General features: G+C 41.7%; 19 protein-coding genes. 11 read left to right on the forward strand and 8 right to left on the reverse strand.

The window, feature by feature from the left end:
* Positions 1–155: 155 nt before the first annotated feature.
* Together RM347_RS31980 and RM347_RS31985 are read right to left on the reverse strand one after the other, a co-directional pair.
* A complete protein-coding gene (locus tag RM347_RS31980; protein ID WP_322717113.1) occupies positions 156–527 on the reverse strand; it encodes a helix-turn-helix domain-containing protein in 372 nt (123 codons plus the stop codon).
* A gap of 43 nt (positions 528–570) precedes the next feature.
* Positions 571–1,704 carry a substrate-binding domain-containing protein gene (locus RM347_RS31985; RefSeq protein WP_322717114.1) on the reverse strand — a complete coding sequence of 378 codons (1,134 nt, stop codon included), beginning with the start codon at positions 1,702–1,704 and terminating at the stop codon, positions 571–573.
* Between the two features lie 560 nt (positions 1,705–2,264).
* Between RM347_RS31985 and RM347_RS31990 the strand changes: the two genes are divergently transcribed.
* A complete protein-coding gene (locus RM347_RS31990; RefSeq protein WP_322717115.1) occupies positions 2,265–2,630 on the forward strand; it encodes a hypothetical protein in 366 nt (121 codons plus the stop codon).
* A gap of 321 nt (positions 2,631–2,951) precedes the next feature.
* Here RM347_RS31990 and RM347_RS31995 read toward each other — a convergent pair whose 3' ends face one another.
* Complete coding sequence (locus tag RM347_RS31995) at positions 2,952–3,176, reverse strand: hypothetical protein (RefSeq protein ID WP_334771293.1); 225 nt, start codon at positions 3,174–3,176, stop codon at positions 2,952–2,954.
* A 435-nt stretch (positions 3,177–3,611) separates the two neighbouring features.
* On the opposite strand from RM347_RS31995, the gene RM347_RS32000 reads away from it, so the two are divergent.
* The 3 genes from RM347_RS32000 (at position 3,612) to RM347_RS32010 (ending at position 6,257) form a co-directional block, all read left to right on the forward strand.
* Entirely contained in the window at positions 3,612–4,253 is a 642-nt protein-coding gene (locus tag RM347_RS32000) for a hypothetical protein (RefSeq protein ID WP_292785797.1), read from the forward strand.
* Between the two features lie 10 nt (positions 4,254–4,263).
* The gene (locus tag RM347_RS32005; protein WP_322717117.1) at positions 4,264–5,070 is read left to right on the forward strand and encodes a pentapeptide repeat-containing protein; all 807 of its coding nucleotides are present in this window, start codon (positions 4,264–4,266) and stop codon (positions 5,068–5,070) included.
* 149 nt (positions 5,071–5,219) lie between these two features.
* Positions 5,220–6,257 carry a FecCD family ABC transporter permease gene (locus RM347_RS32010; RefSeq protein ID WP_322717118.1) on the forward strand — a complete coding sequence of 346 codons (1,038 nt, stop codon included), beginning with the start codon at positions 5,220–5,222 and terminating at the stop codon, positions 6,255–6,257.
* Positions 6,258–6,525: 268 nt separating this feature from the next.
* Here RM347_RS32010 and RM347_RS32015 read toward each other — a convergent pair whose 3' ends face one another.
* Positions 6,526–6,681, reverse strand: a complete 156-nt coding sequence (locus RM347_RS32015) for a hypothetical protein (RefSeq protein ID WP_322717119.1) — start codon at positions 6,679–6,681, stop codon at positions 6,526–6,528.
* Positions 6,682–6,854: 173 nt separating this feature from the next.
* The gene (locus RM347_RS32020; protein ID WP_322717120.1) at positions 6,855–7,175 is read right to left on the reverse strand and encodes a DMT family transporter; all 321 of its coding nucleotides are present in this window, start codon (positions 7,173–7,175) and stop codon (positions 6,855–6,857) included.
* A 629-nt stretch (positions 7,176–7,804) separates the two neighbouring features.
* On the opposite strand from RM347_RS32020, the gene RM347_RS32025 reads away from it, so the two are divergent.
* Together RM347_RS32025 and RM347_RS32030 are read left to right on the forward strand one after the other, a co-directional pair.
* Positions 7,805–8,983 carry a GNAT family N-acetyltransferase gene (locus RM347_RS32025; protein WP_322717121.1) on the forward strand — a complete coding sequence of 393 codons (1,179 nt, stop codon included), beginning with the start codon at positions 7,805–7,807 and terminating at the stop codon, positions 8,981–8,983.
* A gap of 618 nt (positions 8,984–9,601) precedes the next feature.
* Positions 9,602–10,924, forward strand: coding sequence for a serine hydrolase (locus RM347_RS32030; protein WP_322717122.1), 1,323 nt, complete (start codon positions 9,602–9,604; stop codon positions 10,922–10,924).
* Positions 10,925–11,310: 386 nt separating this feature from the next.
* Here the strand turns inward: RM347_RS32030 and RM347_RS32035 are convergent, their stop codons facing one another.
* A complete protein-coding gene (locus RM347_RS32035; protein ID WP_416211878.1) occupies positions 11,311–13,461 on the reverse strand; it encodes a cytochrome-c peroxidase in 2,151 nt (716 codons plus the stop codon).
* A gap of 273 nt (positions 13,462–13,734) precedes the next feature.
* Here RM347_RS32035 and RM347_RS32040 point away from each other — a divergent pair, with 273 nt between their 5' ends.
* Positions 13,735–14,658 (forward strand): DMT family transporter, encoded by a 924-nt coding sequence (locus tag RM347_RS32040; RefSeq protein WP_322717124.1) that lies wholly within the window; start codon positions 13,735–13,737, stop codon positions 14,656–14,658.
* Between the two features lie 510 nt (positions 14,659–15,168).
* Entirely contained in the window at positions 15,169–16,884 is a 1,716-nt protein-coding gene (locus RM347_RS32045; RefSeq protein WP_322717125.1) for an alpha/beta hydrolase, read from the forward strand.
* Positions 16,885–16,995: 111 nt separating this feature from the next.
* On the opposite strand, the gene RM347_RS32050 is transcribed toward RM347_RS32045, so the two are convergent.
* A complete protein-coding gene (locus RM347_RS32050; protein WP_322717126.1) occupies positions 16,996–17,439 on the reverse strand; it encodes a type II toxin-antitoxin system PemK/MazF family toxin in 444 nt (147 codons plus the stop codon).
* The gene (locus RM347_RS32055; RefSeq protein WP_322717127.1) at positions 17,433–17,675 is read right to left on the reverse strand and encodes an AbrB/MazE/SpoVT family DNA-binding domain-containing protein; all 243 of its coding nucleotides are present in this window, start codon (positions 17,673–17,675) and stop codon (positions 17,433–17,435) included. Before RM347_RS32055 ends, RM347_RS32050 begins: the two co-directional genes overlap by 7 nt.
* 219 nt (positions 17,676–17,894) lie before the next feature.
* Here RM347_RS32055 and RM347_RS32060 point away from each other — a divergent pair, with 219 nt between their 5' ends.
* The 3 genes from RM347_RS32060 (at position 17,895) to RM347_RS32070 (ending at position 21,526) form a co-directional block, all read left to right on the forward strand.
* Positions 17,895–18,410, forward strand: coding sequence for a hypothetical protein (locus tag RM347_RS32060; RefSeq protein WP_322717128.1), 516 nt, complete (start codon positions 17,895–17,897; stop codon positions 18,408–18,410).
* Between the two features lie 268 nt (positions 18,411–18,678).
* Complete coding sequence (locus RM347_RS32065) at positions 18,679–21,000, forward strand: ATP-binding protein (protein ID WP_322717129.1); 2,322 nt, start codon at positions 18,679–18,681, stop codon at positions 20,998–21,000.
* A 52-nt stretch (positions 21,001–21,052) separates the two neighbouring features.
* Complete coding sequence (locus RM347_RS32070) at positions 21,053–21,526, forward strand: response regulator (protein WP_322717130.1); 474 nt, start codon at positions 21,053–21,055, stop codon at positions 21,524–21,526.
* Positions 21,527–21,714: the final 188 nt, after the last annotated feature.

Raw genomic sequence — 21,714 nt, forward strand, 5'->3', positions numbered from 1 at the left:
TTTTCATAATTTAATCGTTCGGCATTTTGGATTAATTGCTGTAACTGTTCATACTCGAGACCAATTAACCTCCGTGTTTCTTTAGGATTTTCTTCAATGTGCTTCAGTATATCACTCATATTTATGTGTCAAAAAACTTCTCTAATGTTCTTTTATCACAGAATGATACTATTTTGGAGATGTCTAATAGACACCACTAACTCACCACAATTGGCACAACTAGCCCGTAACTGTATACCGCAGAGATAGCAAAACCTAGCTTGAACATTCTGCCAGATAGGGTCAGCAGTATAGCTAGGATTCCAACATTGGGGACAAAATTTCACATTTTGGGCAAGTTGAACCTCTTGTCCCCTGGAGACAGTTTCGAGAAACTCCTGAGGTACGCCCAAAGCCACCGCCAGCCCCCTTAAAGTCTTTTGATTGAGTTTGGTAGTCAGCCCCCGCTCAATCTTGCCAATCGAGCGCGAATGAATTCCCGCCACCTGCGCTAACTCAAACTGAGTCAACTGAAGAAATTTCCTCATTCTCACCAGATAGTCAGCAAGGGATTCTCCTGGTCGCGGGGTTTTAAACAGTCGCTACAACTTCCCCGATTTTACTAATATCGTAACCGCCGAGAATTTCAAATTGTGAGTGAACCATCCGATGTCCCAAAGTACTGAACAACTGCTGTACAGGTGCTTCTTCCAAATATTCCTTGAGAATCACCAAATCATATCGTGACTGATGTAGAGGGATAAATCCCAACCCAAAGGCGGTAGCTACGGATGCCGTACTTATACCTGCATCGGCAACTCCTCTGACTACAGCTTGAGCAACATCTTGGTGAGTTTTGAGTATATTGTCAAAGCCCTGAACAGCATCGAACGGTATCTGCTCTTTTTGGAGTGTTTGTTCCAAAAGCATCCGACTACCAGAACCTATTTCGCGGTTAACAATAGTCGCTCCCCCAGCCACTAAGTCACTAACTGTTCTAATTCCCATTGGGTTCCCTGACTTTAACAAAAGTCCCTCCTCCCAGACACCAAGGGTAATCAGAACTGCTTCCCTGCCAGCCAGAACATCTCGAACAAAGGGAGTATTATACTCACCAGTCTCAGGATCGTAGAGATGCATCCCAGCGATGTGCGCCTCACCTCTGCATAGACTGTGCAATGCAGCCATGCTATTGGCGAAGTTATATTGGACTCGCAGTTGGGGATGCCAGCGTTCGGTGGCTCTTGCCCATAGTGAAATCACAGGGGCACAACCAGCAATCACAACTGTGTTGTGAAGTGTGTCGAGATTATCGTCTAAAAGACGGACTCGAATTTTATTTGTACCTGTGCAAGTCTCACCCTCACCATCAGCCGGAATCATATCTTGGCGAAAAGCATCCTTACCAATCAAGGGATAAGCTATCCATTGTCCTCCGACACGAGCCACACTAACTCGTAGTTGCTGACCATTAGGAACAGGTTTGGCAAGAACGGCTTCAATTTCAGGTAAATCCCGCTCTAACCAGAATAGATCCTCAACTTGACAGCCAAGCGCTTTGGCCAAGCGAAGTGTTATGGCTACTGAGGGAGCATATAGTCCCGACTCTACACCACTAATAGTCTGACGAGTCACATTAGCGATGTTAGCCAAATCTTGTTGGCTCATGCCTAAGCGAGTTCTAATCGACTTCAAGTTATTACGGAGGTCACTATCCTGCTTCATTGGCTTTGTCTCTTAGTTTCAAAAAGCCGTAGCGGATTTAAACATTGCATCTGCCAAGGCGAAAGTCTGGTCTTTGAGTTTATATCATTTCTCTTGGAAGACTTTTTGTGCTTTCGCTGTCTTGATTCCCCATATAAAAAGACTATCACATCAATTGCCAATTTGCTTGCGAAGCGCAAATTATTTTTGCGAGTGTTTGCTTTTTACCTGCTATCTTGGCTTAAAAGCCCCAAATTCCAATAAATAGAGCATTTATCTAGCAATAATTTGTTACCAACTTAATTGGTAAATAGTAGTATTTAATACAGTTTTAGAGATTAGTTTCAGCTTTGATGCTTGATAGGCGAGTAATACAAGCCGTAGAAAACATACCAACCAATGAGAGTTCTTTGGGGTAAATTTTGCCCTGAGGAAAAATTACCCATTTGACTAAAGTGAATATGCACATAGCATCAGCAAAGAATTGCTACTTTAATTTTTTGCACAATTAGGTATTTCCCAAAGTATGCGACAGATGACATGAGATTACTGTTCTTAGCACTAAAGCAATGGAGAGAGTAATGATTACCGAAGAAGACTTAGCCCAGCAATTTAACGTAATTATCGAGCACGCTCATCCACAGGTATGGGAATTGTTACGTCAGTGTTATGTGAAGGCGATCAATCCTAAACCTTATTTAACGAGAGCGAATATAAAAACGTGTATCCGCCATGCAAGATACATTGGAATTTACTGCCCTGACAGACTGATTAGTGCTGTAGTAGAACAAAAAAATCTACTCAAAGAAGTAGCAGAATATGTGGGGCTAGTTGAGGTTGTTTGCTTGAATGCTAATAATTTGATGCGCGACCCACTCTCAAATATCAAGCAAAATTATCCTCACTTGTGGTTAGATTTGTTGTGGATTGTCACTCAAGAAAAATAACCAAAGCTAGTACAAGCAAGCAGATTTTTCTAATCTGCAAAAAACCGAAATCACCAATCTTTACCGCAGCTTTGTTACTTTTGAAGCTTGCCAAAATCTTATGAATCAACCATGCTTGCATCCAGATGATTTGCCTTCACGCCAAACAATCAAGCTAAGTGAAATACTATTTAGACAGCTTGAAGAAGCAACTAAAAAAAGCTTTTTCTTAGCGTGCGATCGCATGACACGTATTTTGTTATCGAGTTGCCATTGGTATTTCCAAATAAATAGTGGCGTTTTGACGTTGATCGTGATTTGTAATAATATGGTAAGTTATCGTCAGATCATGAAAACTGTTCCCCAATTTGCCGACAATTTGAAACAGTTTACCAACAGAGCTAAAATTACTGTTAGTTCTCCACTTGACAAAGGTATACCGTGGGTACTCAGCATAGATAATGTCTTACCTGAAGGAGACTTGCCTAGTACCTGATAAATCAACCAGAAAAATCGCGATCGCCCTTCCTCCTGAACATTGGCGATCGCGCCGAAAAAATCCGTCAAGCCTGTCCCAAACCACGGTAAGGTGTTTAAGTGCTTTGTATCTGCTTATTTACCTGACTGGAAGAATAGGGATGAAAATACTTTATTGAAACAACTTGAGCTAGAAAGAGCCATATTTATTAGTATCTAATCCTTACGCTTGGGGTTGGGAGATGTTGGGGAAATATTTGGGGTAAAACTGGGGTAATGTAAAAGGGTCAATATGTTTACAAAGCAGCTGTGTTAAACAAAAATTATGTCGTCCGATCGAAGTAGATATTATCCCACGACAATGATGGTCTTCTAAATAAGCATTGGCTTCTATAATTACGATTATACACGCGGGTGTAGCTCCGTTAAACGGATTTTGCGCTCTTTTATACCCTATATTGTCAAGTTAGGCGCTTATATCTTGCATATAGATAACTTTTATCCTCACGACTGGAGAGCAAAATCTTGGGCATAGAATTACGCAGTTTCGTATTTCTCGACAACCTGCAACCTCAACATGCAGCATATATGGGAACAGTAGCCCAAGGCTTCTTACCATTACCAGGAGATACATCACTGTGGATTGAAATCTCTCCTGGTATCGAAATTAATAAGATTACGGATATAGCCCTGAAATCTGCCTCTGTCCGTCCAGGAGTACAGGTAGTTGAACGACTATACGGACTATTGGAAGTTCATTCTAGCTCCCAAGGCGAAACGCGTGCTGCTGGTCAAGCTATTTTGGCGGCACTGGGAGTCCGAAGAGAAGAATGTCTCAAACCGCGTGTTATTTCTAGCCAGATTATCCGCAACATCGATGCTTATCAAACACAACTCATTAATCGCACGCGCCGGGGACAGCTACTACTAGCAGGACAAACACTATATGTATTAGAAGTAGAGCCTGCTGCTTATGCTGCACTGGCTGCCAATGAAGCGGAGAAAGCAGCGAGAATTAACATTCTTGAAGTTCAAGCTGTAGGTAGCTTTGGACGGCTTTACTTAGGTGGACAAGAACAGGATATTCTAGCAGGGGCGGCGGGAGCATTAACGGCCATTGAAAGTGTCGCTGGTCGGGTAAATTCTTTGGGTGGGCGTCAGGAGTAAAGGAGAGAAAATGGCAAATCGAGAGCATCTAGCTTTACTGAAAGCAGGTGCAGTTACATGGATTGAGTGGAGAAAGAAAAATCCCCAGATTGAACCAGACCTCAGTACCGCGAATCTGCAAGGCGATAACCTCAGAGGCGCAAACCTCCAGGGGGTAAACTTGAGAAGAGTGGATTTGGGTAATGCTTTACTCGTGCGAGCAAACCTCAGTGGTGCTGACCTCAGTAGTGCCAACCTCTACAAAGCCTTCTTGATTGAAGCTAACCTGAGCGCGGCAAACTTCAGTGTTGCTAACTTGAGTGGTGCTATACTTACGCAGGCAGATTTGAGTCATGCCAATTTGATTGGAGCCGACTTGAGTGAGGTGGATCTTAGAGGCGCTGCGATCGCAAATGCTAATCTGATTGGCACTGACTTAAGAGGCGCTAACTTGAAAGATGCCGATTTGGGTGCAGCAAAGCTGATGCGGACTAATCTCTCTTTTGCCAACCTGATTGAAGCTAACTTGATTGCGGCTGACCTCAGCGAAGCAAGTTTGTACGAGGCGGAGGTGTTGGGAGCTTATCTTTACAAAACTGATCTGTACAAAGCTAATCTGAACAAGGCTCACCTAAGTGGTGCATATCTGTTGCGGGCTAACCTCAGTGAAGCTGACTTGAGTCAAGCTGACTTGAGTTGGACTAACCTCAGAAGCGCGAATTTGGCAGGGGCGAATCTCAGAGGAGCTAACCTTAGAGGAGCCGACCTTAGGGGAGCTAACCTCAGCGGCGTAAATCTTCAGGAAGCAATTATGCCTGACGCTTCAAGGCATGATTAGTTTACAAGAATCGCTTAGAACAGTCAGGAGATGGGCTTGTTGAAAAACCCAGTGGTTCTTCACTGTGCCGAATTAACCTGTTGACTGATGTTAAAACCCTTCATACAAACGAAGGGTTTTGAAATCTGCTAAAGTTTCAGTTACCCTGAATGAAAATACTAGACCGGAATTTGACTAGACCATTTCAGACAATTTTTACTGAACACCGGGTACTTTGGGCTGTTTTACTCCTGAGTGCAGCACTGGTGGTAACGCTAGCGTTGTCGCTTTCTCAAGGAGCAGTACCTTTAAGTATGTCGGAATTTTGGCAAGCCATTCTCCGCGAAGGCGATCCGGTTAAACAGACAATTCTCTGGGATTTGCGTCTCCCACGCATTACCGCTGCTCTCATCGTCGGCGCAGCCTTGGGAATGTCAGGAGCGCTGTTGCAAGGAATGTTACGCAATAGTCTTGCCGATCCATTTATTCTTGGCATTTCAGCGGGTGCAGGATTAATTGTAACTCTCATGATCGTGTGGCAAATATTCCCGATCGCAATTCCTTTAGCAGCGTGGATGGGAGCTATTTTGACTTCAGCGATCGTTATTTTGCTGGGTCGTGCGGGGTCAGGAATTTCAGTTGAGCGGTTGATTTTAGGCGGAGTGGCAGTGAGTTCTTTATTAGGTGCTGTACAAAGTACATTGCTGCTTTTAGCTGAAGATGGTCAAATTCAAATTGCACTTAGTTGGCTGGTTGGTAGTCTTAATGGACGGGGTTGGCAAGAAATTGCTACGGCTGGCCCTTACATCATTCTTGCATTGCTAGGGGGATGCTTGCTGGCGCGATCGGTAAATGTGCTGGCTTTAGGAGATGATTTGGCTGTGAGTTTGGGGGTTTCGTTGACGCGATCGCGCCTGTTAATTGGTGGTGTCGCCACTCTATTAGCCGCAGGTGCAGTCAGCATCAGTGGCTTGATTGGATTTGTTGGTCTTGTTGTCCCTCACGGTGTCCGCCTCATCGTTGGTACAGATCATCGCTTTGTTTTACCACTTTCCGCCCTTGCAGGTGCATGGTTACTAACTTTTGCAGATTTACTCTCTAGACTAGGAGCAGTAGAACTACCAGTAGGTTCCGTCACTGCGTTGCTGGGTTCACCACTGTTTATCTGGTTACTTTATCGTCGTTCTGCTGGGTTTAATAAATTTTGAGCTAATAGGCTCGGATTACAGCCTTTTTCATCTATTTAAACCACAATCCTCGTATGGGTGCATAGCTAGCTGTAGCACCTCTATCCGATGGTTGAATCACGTGAAAATTGCTGTAAATTGATACTATTGAGCAATGTTTTTACGCCTCAGTGTATAAAAAACTTGCCAATTTGGCTACATGACTTTGATGTTCTCTGCTAAAGTATTAAAAGTCAATTACTTGTGGGCTATATTTACCGAGGTTTACTATACTTTTAAAAGCATTTAGCTAAGTCTGCTCATTTTGCTCTGCTAACGGAACAATAAAAATTGCTGGTGTATTCCCTACAACAGCAACAAGCAGAATGATCAGTTTTGGTTTATTTACTTCGTCTATTTTAACATTGACGGGGTATTTTTTATTTGAGGCGATATCTAATCTCATGTCCGCTTAAAAACTGATTGTTTAGGCTGACGCGAAGAGATTCTAACGAGCAGCGATCGGAGTGACATAACACAAGTCCGGAGATGACAGGTAAATTCTCCGGTTTTGCACTACATATCTATGCTTTTCTCTGTGAATCCAAAGAGGCTTTCGTGAACTCATACTTGTTTAATTTATTTACTTGCATTTATGCCAATTACCCCTATTATTATTAGACCGATCGACAAAAGTTTGATAAGTGTGGCAGATTCACGAAACCACATAATACCAATGATAGCGATTAAGATGGTTCCCAATCCAGCCCAGACAGAATAAGCCACACTCACTTCAAGTCTTTTGAGAGCAAGGGTCAAAAAAGTAAAACAAAATCCATAAAAGACAAATATTAATACCGAAGGAACTGTTTTAGTAAATCCCTGCGATAACTTCATGCAAGTTGTGCCTGAAACCTCAAAGAGGATTGCTAGGATGAGGTAAATCCAACTTCTTGACATATTTTTTGTAAGTGGTTTGTTAAGAGCAACTGACGGGCGGTGCACCACGCTCTATGAATGGAAGAAACAATCCTGAAGCCACTCATTAACAGATAAATTTATAAGTGTAAGTGTCCCGAAAGTTAAAACCGAACGCGCAGTAGTATAGTTTAGCCTGATTAGGAGCATGATTCTGGAGCTTGATAGCTATGAAATTGCTGAAGGAAAAAGCTTCCTATCTCTATGAAGAGATTATCTATTACTACATCCCAAGTCGGGACTCCGATGAGTTTATTATATCAGGGTTGCTGCGATAAAAATGTAATTTGTGAATTGCTTTAAGCTGAAATTCACACCAATGAACACTGCCATACCCCTAGCTGTATATTCAATTAGACTGATGGAATGAGATGTTTTTTTCCATCATTTTGTACTAAATAGCCATCATAAACTGGGTACATCAAAACACATGAAAATTTTTCTTCCCCAATCCCCAATACAACTCTTGGAGAGGCTGCGCCAAGGGCTTCTCGTAGAGACGCACTCGCATTCGCTCAGTACAAGTCCCCAATTTCAAGCTAGTTGGTGAAGCATTGGGGCAACGTCTGCTGTAGTATGATTGTGATTTTGCACTACCAATGGTACGAGAGATGACGGCTCAATTTGAATACAGCACTCTTGCCCATCCAAAGGATATTAAGCAGCTTGAGATTATCTTTGAGCAGTGTTTTATCAGTGCACTAGGTGGCGAGGAAGCTTATATCAACCTGATCGGCGTAGAAAATTTCCGCATTATTCGGGGATTGGAGCAATTAGTTGGTGGATTGGCAACTCTGGATATGGGTCAGTGGTGGGGTGGTGAGCGTGTACCAATGACAGGAATTGCCGCAGTAGGCATTGCTCCAGAGTATCGCGGATCGGGAGCTGCGATCGCTCTCATGGAACACACCCTCAAGGAACTTTATGCTAGAGGTATACCGCTCTCTGCTCTTTATCCAGCAGTTCAAAGCTTGTACCGAAAAGTCGGGTATGAGCAGGGGGGTAGCTGGTGTAATTGGGAAGTTCCGACTAAGAGTATCCAAGTACGAGAGCAACCCCTACCTTTGCAACCAATAATTCCGCTCAATCATGAAGTTTTTCATGAACTATATCAGCAGCAGGCGAGATTAACGCATGGATATTTAGACCGACATCCCGCAATCTGGGAGCGCTTAATCCAACCAGATGATAAAGAAATATTTTACGCGTATTTTATCGGTACAAAAGAGAAACCCCAAGGCTACATCCTCTTTAGTCAACATTCAACAGAAGATGGTGCAATTTTGCGGATTAAAGATTGGGTAATTCTCACAGTTGGGGCTGCACAATCATTCTGGTCTTTTCTTGCCAGTCATCGCTCCCAAATTGACCACGTGCGATGGAGGAGTTCTGTGAGCGATTCGTTGACATTGCTGCTACCAGAGCAAACTGCCAAGCTCAGACATACTATGCGTTGGATGCTGCGGGTAGTAGATGTAGTCAAGGCGCTGGAGATGCGTGGTTATCCATCAGGAATTCAAGCTGAACTGCACCTAGAGATTCAAGATAATTTGCTAGATGCAAACAATGGTAAATTTATTCTTTCTGTTGCCAATGGACGTGGTGAAGTTACAAAAGGTGGAAAGGGTGAGTTGCAGCTAGATGTCCGAGAACTAGCACCACTATATACAAGTTTGTTTTCTCCCTACCATTTGCAGATAGCCGGAAAACTGCATGGGACACAAACCGCTATTTCAGCAGCCACACAAATATTTGCAGGTAGTTCTCCTTGGATGGCTGATTTCTTTTAAGGGGAGTGGGGAAGGTGGGGCCCCGTCTGGGGATTAAGGGACTTCCAGAAAATAAATTATCCAATTTACTCAGATAATATTCTTCTTTCTCCCCCTGCCCCCTGCTCCCGTTCGGCTACGCTCACGGCAAGCCTGCCCCCCTGCCTACACACCAATAGGATATTTTTTTAGTTGGAAGTCCCTAAGGGGTAATGGGGAAAGGATTAAACTATTGTGCCTCCAGTTTTTACTCAACTCACATCCCCAACGCTCCCCAATCCGCAAAACATAAGTTGGAAACATAATCAATCATTAGATCGTCGTTCCGCTAGATTAGCAATTTGTGTTGTTGTCAATTCACATCATAAAGATAGATACCAGCGATTTTTTTTGATAAATCAGATTATCTAATCCTAGATAAGTAAGTAGATATGAATCAATTAAAGTTTGTAGTTTGCGTTTGAGCGAAGATAGCACAAACTACGAACCATAAAGTTGGATGATCTCTACTTACTCATCATCAAAAAAATAACTCAATGGGATTTATGCTTTTTGTCCGGAAGTTCAGTATGATCGTCAGAAAACAATCTAAGGTAAAGTTGATTAGTTGCTACATAGTTGCATACCTACAATCACAACATGAAATCACATTTACTTGCGATCGGTTTAAGCAGTTTGCTTCTAGTTGCAGGACAAGCTAAAGCCTCAAGATTACAGTCTTGGTATTTTGACTCTAAGCAAAACCAATTACACCTAACTACAACTTCTGGAATTCAACCAAAAGCCTTTTTATTAGATAATCCTAATCGATTGGTAATTGACTTGCCTGGAACTAATTTTAATTCAGATAGTGTTAAAAAAGCTTTTGGTAATGCGATCAAAGAAATTCGGATCGGAAAACTGGACAGTAAAACAACTCGTTTTGTCATAGAATTAGCTCCAGGTTATCATATTACTTCCCGTAATCTATCCATCAAAGGAGATTCTCGTTCCCATTGGATTGTAAAATTCAACTCATTTGACCGCCAAAGCAATAACATTTCTGGGGAAAATAGAGAAGATATTGCCATCAATTCCACAGATGCTTCAACATTTGCGGGAGTTGTAAATCTTGGTCAAGAAATGCAGGGTATCACTTCTCAAATTCGCGCCTTGTTAGCAACTTATAAATCATTAAACCCTGGAATATTTTTCTTAGATTTAGATACAGGTAACTATATAGATATTAATGGCGAAAAAAGATTTGCTGCTGCCAGTACAATCAAATTTCCCTTATTAGTAGCTCTTTTCCAAGAAATAGACGCTGGGAGAATTAAACTAACAGATAAATTAGTGATGCGGCGCGATTTAAGGGTTGGTGAATCGGGAACGATGCAATACAAACCCGTTGGAACTAAATTTAGCGTCCTCCAAACTGCTACCTTGATGATGACGATTAGCGATAATACCGCAACAAATATGGTTCTCGATCGTTTGGGTGGTGCAGCAAAAGTTAACCAACGTTTTCGTAACTGGGGATTGCCAAATACAGCAGTTCGCCATCTACTTCCAGACATCGCTGGCACAAATACAACTAGTTCCAAAGATTTGGTCAGATTGGCGGCGTTAGTTTCTAACAATCGTTTGCTATCCCCAAACAGCCGGAATCAAGTTTTAGGCATTATGCGCCGTGTCAAAACTAATAGTTTGCTACCAGCTGGTATTGGTAAGGGAGCTACGATCGCCCATAAAACTGGTACATTGAGATTTATCATTGGTGATGCCGGTATTATTGAAATGCCCAACGGGAAAAGCTATTTAGCAGGTGTTTTGGTGCAAAGACCAAACTACGATCGCAGAGCTGGAGATTTTGTCCGTGAAGTTTCTCGCAGAGTCTACAATTACCTAAGCCAAAGCAAAGTTAGTAATATAGAACCGATAGTTGGCGATGCCTCCGGCGGGCTACGCCTACGCACTCGTTAGTCAATAGGGAGTGGGTAGAGACGCGATTAATCGCGTTTGTGTCTCGTTCCCAGTCGGAGACTGGGAATGCCTATAGGAGGCTCCGCCTCAAGACTTGCCGCAGTGGCCCAATGAATAGCATTTCCAGCCAGAGGCTGGAAACGAGGTTTTAAAATTGCTGAAATCGCAAAAATAGGGACATACAGCTAGCTGTACATCCCTACATATCTATAGGAATCCGATTTGATTTCTGAAAAAATCTAAGTATCTGTAGGGTGTGTTATCGGCGAGAGTAGGGCACTAAAGCCTTCGGATGGTGCGTTAGCCAGAGGCATAACGCACCCTACGTATATTTCAAAAATCAAACATGAGTCCTATATCTGTATCAAGTATTTCGTGAAATGGGATTAACTCAGGAAATTTGGTGTGCCACTATTACCATTCCTACCAACAGCAGGAATTTCTATTGTGCTATCTTTAGCTTTACCAGTGCTGTCATTAACAACGTAATTAGAGTTACCCACATGTCCATCAGGGATAAACAATTGTGGATGGTCAAAGGGCGCTTTATCAAACCGAACTCGGTCATCAGTCAGCGCTTTTAAAAAGGCGACCAATTCCTGTTTTTGTTCTGATGACAGATTTAGCGGCGGAAGTGCTCCAAAATCACCACCCCGATTGTAAAAATCAACTACTTGCTCTAGAGTCGCCTGACCTCCATTGTGAAAGTAGGGAGCAGTTAGTTCCACATTGCGAAGTCCAGGTGCTTTAAAAGATCCGTTTGCAAGCACAGTTTCACTGGAATTCAAAGGTGGAGTAAGGATTGGGGGGTTTTCACCAAGGAGATCGTTAAATTTACCCAACTGAGCCAATCGTGCTTCTGAAAGCGGATTACCTTGACCGTTACCCTGCAAACCATCATTACCACCCAAACCGGGGTCGTCTGTGGGCAGTCTGACACCGATATTGAAGAAACCATTATCTTCAGGGGATCTGGGACCGAACGGCGCACGTTTGATTCGTCCGTTTTTAGCTACGTTGCTCACTGAAGCAGCTGTTAATTCTAATCCACTGTGGCAAGCACTACACAGAGCTTTGCCCTCAAACAGTCCTTTGCCTCGTTGCTGCTGCGCGGTTAAGGCGCTGGTGTTTCCTTCCAAAAAGCGATCGTAGGGCGTATCATTGGCAATCAGGGTAGACTCGTACAGCTGAATTGCCAGCCCAAAGAATAGCGAGAAGTTGTACTCTAGCAATGTATACTCATTAGTCTGCAAAGAGCGATCGGGTCTCTTGACAAAAGTTCGTTGACCTTCAGAGTCAACTTGGATGAGTCGATTAGACTTCCACCACTCAGGCTTGAAGGCATCTTGAATCATCTGAGTGTAGGTTCTATCCTTAAGTCCAGGTTTAGGCGATCTACTATCTTTACCTAAAACACTGTCTTGTGGATGCACAATCTGTTTACCTAACGGTCTCAGAGGTAATAACTTTTTGGCAAGTTTTCGGGGGAGCTTTTTACCCTTACCAACGCTGAGGGATCTTCTGTCAATTCGCCCGAATTTATCACCAATTTCTTGAAAAGTGCGACCATTGGCGGACGACTCAAAGGAACTGAGTGGCGGCCCAACTGCTTGGGATGCCAAAGACGAATTTTTCAGGCTGACTTTCACAAATTCTAGACTATTTGGGGTTACTGCCTTGACGACAGCGGCGTTAGGATCTCTTAAACCGAAGGGATTCACCCCATTAAAGATGTTTTGTGCCCTTCCGTCCCAAAAGTTGCGGAAGTTGAACGCGGCATTAATCACGGTTGGCGTGTTACGCGGCTCGACACGCCGCACATTGATACCTCCCACGTTAAATACCGGATCTGGCTCGTTTGTAACTTTGTCTTCTGCATTACCAGGTGTAACATCCACAAACTTCGTATTGAAGATCCCTTGAGAAGAACTGACATCGTTACGGTCAGATACGATAGTCGTGGGATCGTTTGGGTCTGACAGCTTGTGGAAGGGAAAATCTTCTGGTTTGAGCTGATAGTTTGGTAGCCCGCCTACATTAAAAACTGAATCTGGATTCTCTGTACCATCGGCGTTAACCCTTAAAAGCCCAGGAGCGATCTGATTTTTGGATCTATTGTCGGCTCCAGCATGGAAGTGACAACTAGCACAGGAAGTCTTTCCATCGCTCCCAACCTGCATATCCCAAAAAAGAGTCTTTCCTAACTTGATTGCAGCTACTTTGTCTTTTACAAAGTCCCCAAGATTATCAGGTTCTGGAACAGATACGCTCTTGAGCGAAACTGGAGGCGGCCCCGTAACCTCTGCCGATACAGTATTTCCAGCTATTACTGCTACTAGAATAATCGCAGCTATTGTTATAGTCCTTGAAAATCTTGATCTTAGGTAGTTAAGCTTGCTATATCTGAATCTCCACTCTTGCCGCTTTATCTTTGTCATCAAAGATTTGAGCAAAAATCTACCTTTTGAGGTCAGTAGTAAGAAAATTGATAAGCTGGTAAGAAGAACTACTAAGCTTGTTATGGGTATAATTCCCATAGTTATTTTGTTAAAAAAGAACACCGAGAGAAATTATACATTTACGACTAAGTTTGAAATTTAATATTCATGTAAAATCATTACGCGATTTACGAATTTTGTGTGAACAAAAAACACCTCCTTCGGACTAAAAATAAATTGAGTAGGGTAGATAAGCTGTTCTATATTGAATTTGCATTCACTTAAGTTATTAAGATACTTTCTCAGCAAGAGTTTGATAAAATTTAGATATGTTTTAGTTTTTATCAGCCCTACTTTGTATAGGATATTTGAATGTCACTACATCAAAGTTCTGGTCGGTGGCGCTTAGGGCTAGCGTTATCGCTATTGACAGTTTTCTTGTGGGGAATTTTACCTATTGCTCTTACGTTAACTCTCCAAGCACTTGATATTTATACAGTAATTTGGTTTCGCTTTTTGGTGTCATTTTTACTGCTGGCTATATATTTAGGAATACGTGGTGAATTACCAAAGTTAGAACAACTGCATTCTGCTTCTTGGAAATTATTAGCGATCGCTACACTTTTTTTAGGGATTAATTACTTTCTGTTCATGCAAGGTTTAGCGCTAACATCACCTGCTAACGCTGAAGTTCTCATTCAATTATCTACCCTTTTATTAGGTTTAGGAGGGTTAGTGATTTTTAAAGAACGTTATCGGCTGTATCAATGGATTGGTATAAGTGTAATGACTTGCGGTTATCTTTTATTTTTTCGTGAACAACTAACGAATTTAATTACAGCGCATGGCACATATATACTAGGTAGTGTCTTGATTGCGCTAGGAGCAGCGGCATGGGCTATTTATGCTTTGGCGCAAAAGCAGCTATTACAATCTTTATCTTCCCCTAGTATTATGCTGATTATTTACGGGGGCTGTGCTTTATTATTCACTCCTCTAGCCAGATTAAAATCACTTTTTATACTTGATACTTTCCATTTAGGAATATTGGTTTTTTGTGCTTTGAATACTTTAATTGCTTATGGTGCTTTTGCCGAATCATTAGAACATTGGGAAGCATCACGAGTGAGTGCAGTATTAGCTTTAGCTCCCATTGTGACATTAATAGCAGTCGCAGTTGTATCAGTTATTGCACCTTCTTGGATACCACCAGAACACTTCACTTTCATCGCAATATTAGGAGCGGGTTTAGTAGTCATAGGTTCAGTAGCGATCGCCTTGGGAAAAGCTGATTAACAGGAATAAGTTTCAGGATTTTTACTAAGTTTTTCATCTAGTGAATTTTTGCCACGTTCAAAGCTACAACATAAACACTGAGGCAGAGTATTTTTTATTTGTTATGATTTAATAGTGAAGGCAAGCTACTGAAGTCAGCCGGATACTTTGTCTATCTGTGTGACTCTGTAGGATTAAATTGTTGACCTTATAGCCGAAAAAATCCTTGAAGAAGAATTCAAAAATCAGAATTCAGGAGTCAGAATCAATTACTGGGGGATTGGGAACCACTACTTTCTTATTAACTACTAAATCCTAGAATTGGTGGAGATTATAAACCCATTTATACCCCTGATATTAAGCAAGCTACATTCGCAAGTCATAGATAATTTATCCTGAATGATAACTCCTGACTCCTAAATTCTGTTTTGATAAAATTGAGGCTAATAACTTTAAGTAAACCAAGCAGGGCGCCCGAATAACTACCAAAGCCAACACCTGATAAAACCAGACCACCGAAATAGTTGAGCGATGAATAGTTTGTTTGGTAATTGGGCCAGCACCCTAAGAAAAAATTCTCTATTGCTGGTTCTTTCAATGGTGCTGCCAACGTTTGGAATTAGTAATTCTGTCGTGGCAGCAGAGCGGATTTATGCATCTTATTCAGCTTTGGAACTCTCCATATCAGTCACCACTTTAGAAGACTATGCCAAAACAGGTGTAATTAACGAAGACTTGGCAGCCTATCAACAATATCTGCCTCTACAACAGCTTCAAGAATTGCGGCGGATTTTGCTTAATCGTGTGAAAGTTAGTCCGATTGTAGTTTCGCAACTTCTCTACACACCGCAAGGAGAATTTTTGCTGCATCGGTTGGCGCAAGTGATTATAACCAAATCTCCTCAGCCAGAACCAGGATTGGCTGCTTTGCGTTCGGCACTAATTTTAGCTTCTGGAGAATCGGGAGGCTTGACACTTTTGAATGTGTTGCGTAAATATCCCACCAGCAGCATTCGCCTTGATGTCGCAGAGACTTTGGAAATAGCTACGGAATTAGAGAAACTTGTTAACCAAACCCATCGGGCGATCGCAGCAGTTTCCCAAAAGTCTAAAATAGAAGCTGCGGCCATTTCACAACCAAATTTCTCAAAATTGCCCGATTTACAGGTTCCGGGAAAGTTAAAGTCGCAAAAATACACCCTGAAGTTTTTCGACTCAACTCGTAATCGGCTTTTAGTAACTGATGTTTACATTCCCAATGTCCAGAATGCTGTACCAGTAATTGTGATTTCTCACGGCTTGGGTTTAGACAGCAGTAACTTTCAATATTTAGCCACTCATCTAGCTTCCTACGGATTTGCCGTCACCGTTCCCAATCATCCTGGTAGTGATGCGAAACAATTGCGTTCTCTCTTAAAAGGACACGCCATTGAAGTAGCAGAACCAAGCGAATTTAAAGACCGGCCTTTGGATGTAACATATATACTGAATCAATTGGAAAAAGGTAATCAATCTGATTCACGGTTTAAAGGTCGGTTAAATCTGCAACAAGTCGGAGTACTTGGTCAATCTTTGGGAGGCTACACAGCCTTAGCCCTAGCAGGCGCTAAAATCAACTTTGAGCAGCTAAAACAAGACTGTCAACCAGCAGCACTGCAAAATACCTGGAATATGTCTTTACTGCTCCAGTGTCGGGCTTTGGAATTGAGGATTAGCAAGTCCGACAAGAATTATAACCTGCGGGATGAGAGAGTAAAAGCTGCGATCGCAGTTAATCCCATTACTAGTTCTATTTTCGGCAAAGCTGGCTTAAGCCAAATTAAAACTCCAGTGATGATTGTCAGCAGTAGTGATGATACAGTTGCACCAGCCTTATCCGAGCAAATTTTACCTTTTTCCTGGTTTGCAAATTCACAAAAGTATCTCGTCATGCTTGTTGGTGGTACTCACTTTTCCACCATTGGTAATGGCAACCCTGCAAATCAACAAGTAGCATTACCTGCCGATATGATTGGTGATGCTTCCCAAGCGCGTCGTTACATGAATGTTTTGAGTTTACCTTTCTTCCAAACCTATGTTGCAGAAAGGTCACAATACATCCCTTACCTTAATGCAGGCTACGCTCAAAGCATTTCTAGTAAGTCGCTTGGTTTGAGTCTCATCAAGTCATTGAATACAACTGAATTAGTACAATTGCTGGATATTAAAGGAGCCAACCCCGCAAAAAAAAACTCCCCAACACCATAGTCAGCTTCGGATTTTGGATGTTGGATATTGGCGTTGCATTGCTGCATGTGATGATTTTTATTTGATTGGAACAGACGTAATTAATTACGTCTGTGCAATTTATTTGGGTCTTTATAAAATGAGAGGCTCAATTTTTGCTTGCACTTCTTCAATTAGATCCTCTTCAACTTTCTCTACAAACAAAACCTTCCTAGCTTTCCAGTCCAGTGATTTGATCTGATCGGCTAACACCACGCCACTGGTTATCATTCCGTCAGGAAGCGGAACCTCAAAGTTAAGACCTTTTTTTTGATTAGTAATTGGACAAATTAGAACTATAGAAGCCATTCGATTGTATTTTAATGGCGACATAACTAAAAAAGGACGATAGCCCATCTGCTCACGCCCTTGAGGTTTTAGTTCAGCATTAAGTGTTTCAGCAATATCTTCAAATGACATTCCTGATGTTCTCAGTGCTAATACACGTCGGATCGAATCAGCCGTAATTTGCTTTGTAGTTCCGCAGTCTAACTTGACAATATCACCCCTATCTGGAACGTATGGTTTAACTACCAAACTTCATTCCCCACAGCAGATCCAGTATCTATTTCAGAATGGAAATTATCTGGAGTCATACCTTCCAATAATTCATCAAGCGTATATTTTTTTCGCTGCTGCGGCGTGATTACAATACTATTGCCTGAGACACTGAAAGTTATATCTGTCCCCTCTTTTACATTAACTTGTTCAGCCAAAGCTTTCGGAAGTCGAATAGCTAGGCTGTTTCCCCACTTAGTAACAACTGTAGTCATAACTACCTCAAAATGCTTTCTTAGAGAATTACACACCCAAAGATAAAACTTTCGGAGCTTCACGCGTGTACTTCGGACTATTTGGCGTATATACTTTGAATATACCATACTTTGTAAGTTACTTACAAAAAAGCTACAAACAAGCATCCATAAGTACATTCCCAAGATGGTGTGGTAATTACTGGTATAAACTTAGGTTACAATTTTATTTGATTATTATTGTATTCATCTAATATTCTAGTTGTAGTTGTAATATATATTTTTAAAATTTCACAAGGGATACCTAATGCTTTTAATGAGATTTATCAAAATTACAAAGCTTGCCAGCGTGAAATATGTATAGATATAATTATTATCTTTATTGCAGAAATAAATCAATTAATACATATCAATCTTAAACTGGCAACAATGCTTATGGCTTACGAATATCTCTTATTAAAATACTTGATATCTAAAGGTTTAGCACGGGATAAAATTGGAGATAATATTCAAAAAAAGTTAAATAAAGTAAATTCTTATCTACGATTTATTCCCAGTGAGATGATGAAAGATACTTTAAGAGAATCTATTCGTAATCCACTATTTCATCAAGGAGAGATTCCTGATTTTAATATTTACGAAAAAATAGATATTTTTAATAAATACTACGATTTATTGATAAAAATTACACTAAAAATTCTCGGTTATACAGGAAAATATGTGTCTATATTAACTCATGAGCCTACAGATACTTAAAATACTGCTATTACTTCTTTCACAAAAAAATACATAATATTTTTTTACAGCCAGTCTCTTAAGTAAAAGTTAGATATAGGCTACTTCAGGTTTTCAGTGCCTTACGGAAGCCGTAACACCATCTTCTAATTATTTGCCTCTACTTACTGTAAAAACCGTAACAAGCACAGATGTATGCGATCGCATTCATACTTATCGGCATATACTTTTAAAGAAATGTGACATTTAATTGCGCTATTGTAAAAATCAGCTTTACATAAGTTCATTTATGAGCCAGTTTGAAGATACTACTGCCCAAGCGACTGCTCTGACTAATCACGATCGCAAACCTATTCACATACCTGGCTCTATTCAACCTCATGGCGTTCTACTGGCACTCAGTAATCAGCTAGAGATAATGCAAGTGAGCAACAATACCCAAGGATATTTGGGCAAAGAGCCAGAAGATTTGCTCGGTCAGCCCTTGAGCTATTTGCTTGATGCTCGGCAAGTGGAAACTGTCAAGCAGTGCTTGGTGAAAAAAATTGGTAGTGCCAATGGTTTTAAAGTATCAATTGTGACGTTAACTAGAGAACGATACTTTGATGCTATTGCTCATCGTACAGAAGGGGCTGTGATTCTGGAGCTAGAACCGACAGACTCTGAATCTGAGGTGAGTTTCTTAAGCTTCCATAGTTTGGCAAGTGAAGCGATCGCTAAAATGCAAAGCACATCCAATCTGGTAGAATTTTTGCATTTGGTGGCTGAAGAAGTTCAAAAAATCATCGGTTTTGATCGGGTGATGGTCTATCAATTTGACCAGTCAGGAGCGGGTTCTGTTGTTGCAGAAGTCAAACGGGAAGATTTATCACCTTATTTAGGACTTCACTATCCCGCTACAGACATTCCAGCGCAGGCTAGGGAGTTATACACGCGCTGCTTTCTCCGATTTCTCCCCGATTTGACTGCCGAACCTGTCAAAGTAGTTCCAACGGAAAATCCAACAACACATCAGGATCTTGACTTAAGCTACTCTGTGCTACGGAGTTTTGATTGGTGTTGTGCCGAATATCATGAAAATATGGGAGTAAAGGCTCTTTTGGTGATTTCGCTTATTCAAGAGCAGAAGCTTTGGGGATTAATATCCTGCCATCATCAAACACCGAAGTATATTTCTTACGAAGTCCGCAAGATGTGCGAATTTTTGGGACAGATTGTGTCTTCAGAGTTAGCGCACAAAATTAGTAACTCGGAATGGGACTATAAAGTAAAGCTCAAATCGCTACAGTCTGAGTTCCTTGAGTCCATTTCTCAGGCAGACAATTTTATCGATGCTCTAATCAAACCTGAAATCCGCTTGCTCGATTTTGTTAGTGCCTCTGGAGCGGCGGTTTGTCTGGATAATGAAATTACCCTTGTAGGGACAACACCGAATCTTGATGAAGTTCGGGCGCTCATTGAATGGGCGGATACTCAAGTTAGTGACAACCTGTTTTCCACTGATTCTTTGCCCAAGCTTTACCCAGAGGCGCTGATATTTAAAGATACTGCTAGTGGCTTGTTGCTACTGCGGATTTCTAAAGTCCGGCGCTATTACATCCTTTGGTTTCGCCCTGAAGTTCTCCAAACGGTACACTGGGCAGGAAATCCACAGGAATCAATTCAAGCCCAAGCAGATGGTAGCCTGACTCTATCTCCACGAAAATCCTTTGAACAATGGCAAGAAACGGTTAGATTGACTTCTCTACCTTGGAAAGCTTGCGAACTTGACAGTGCGATCGCTCTGAGTAATGCGATCGTTGGTATTGTACTCTCGAAAGCGGATGAATTAGCTAAAATCAACTTGGAATTAGAGCGCAGCAACCAAGAATTAGCATCCTTTGCCTACGCTGCTTCTCATGACCTCAAGGAACCTTTGCGAGGCATTTATAACTTTTCGACGGTGCTGCTAGAAGATTATGCCCAAGTATTAGATGATGACGGAATCGAGTGCTTGCAAACAGTAGTATCCTTGTCTGTACGCATGGAAACTCTGATTAATGCTCTACTGCGACTCTCGCAGTTAGGACAAGCACAACTGCGCTTGCAAGCAACTGATCTCAATGAATTACTCAACCAAGTAATTGATGTTTTTCGTGCTAGTCGTCAAGACTCTCGGTTTGTGGATATTCGCATTCCTCAGTCTTTACCAACAGTTTTGTGTGACCGAGTTCTCGTTAATGAAGTCTTCAGCAATCTGCTTGGTAATGCGTTCAAATACAACGATAAGGCAGAGCAATGGGTTGAAATTGGCTATTTAGATGAAGAAGCAGGGGAGCAGGGGAGCAAGGGAGAAGAGTTTTCCCCTCTGCCCCCTGCTCCCCGCCCCTCTGCCTCTTCCTATGCCCAATCCCCTACCTTTTATGTCCGAGATAACGGTATTGGAATTCCACAGCATCACCTAGAAACTATCTTTCGACTATTTAAGCGGCTCCACTCCCAGGAAAAGTACGGTGGAGGAGCAGGTGCAGGACTAGCTATTGTTAAGAAGATTGTTGAGCTTCATAACGGTCAAATTTGGGTTGAATCTACTGTAGGCGTTGGCTCAATGTTCTATTTCACGCTGGAATAGTTTAAGATAATGACTAAATATGTATTTTTGTTAAGTTCTTTTAAGACCACGAATGACAAAAAAACTTCATGAACCGCTGCTCGTTGTTGAGGACAGCAATGAAGATTTTCGGATGCTGCAACGTCTGATGCGGCGTATGTCCGTCCAGAACCCCATACATCGCTGTACTAATGGGGATGAGGTTTTAGAGTTCCTCTATCAACTGGGGAACGATGCCTACCCTAAGGGCGAAGACCTACCCAACTCAAAAGTAGCATTACGACCCTCTGTGATCTTGCTCGATCTCAATTTGCCAGGTATTGATGGCCGTGAAATTTTAGATCGGCTCAAGCAAGACAAGAGTTTCAAGGGAATTCCCATCGTTGTTTTTACCACATCATCAAACCCCAAGGATATTGAATTGTGCTACCAAAAGGGCGCAAATGGATATCTGGTAAAGCCGATGGATGCTCACGAACTAAAAAAGACGATTCAGGCATTCGTGGACTACTGGCTTGAAGCTAATACGCCACCAATCTTGGATTAGTTTGTTTATTTTCTGTTAATAAGGCAGTAGGGACAATAGGATAACAAAAAAGACGGCTCAGAGGGCACAGCGACATTTTCCTCTTTGAGTCAGCGTGTCTGCTTGTCTTTCCTAAATGCGTTTTCCCCATTTTCCTACTGTCTTCGACTATCTGGTATTGCTTTAGAATTACTAAAGAATTTAGATTT

The sequence above is a fragment of the Nostoc sp. ChiQUE02 genome (genome assembly GCF_034531305.2).
GTDB lineage: Bacteria > Cyanobacteriota > Cyanobacteriia > Cyanobacteriales > Nostocaceae > Nostoc.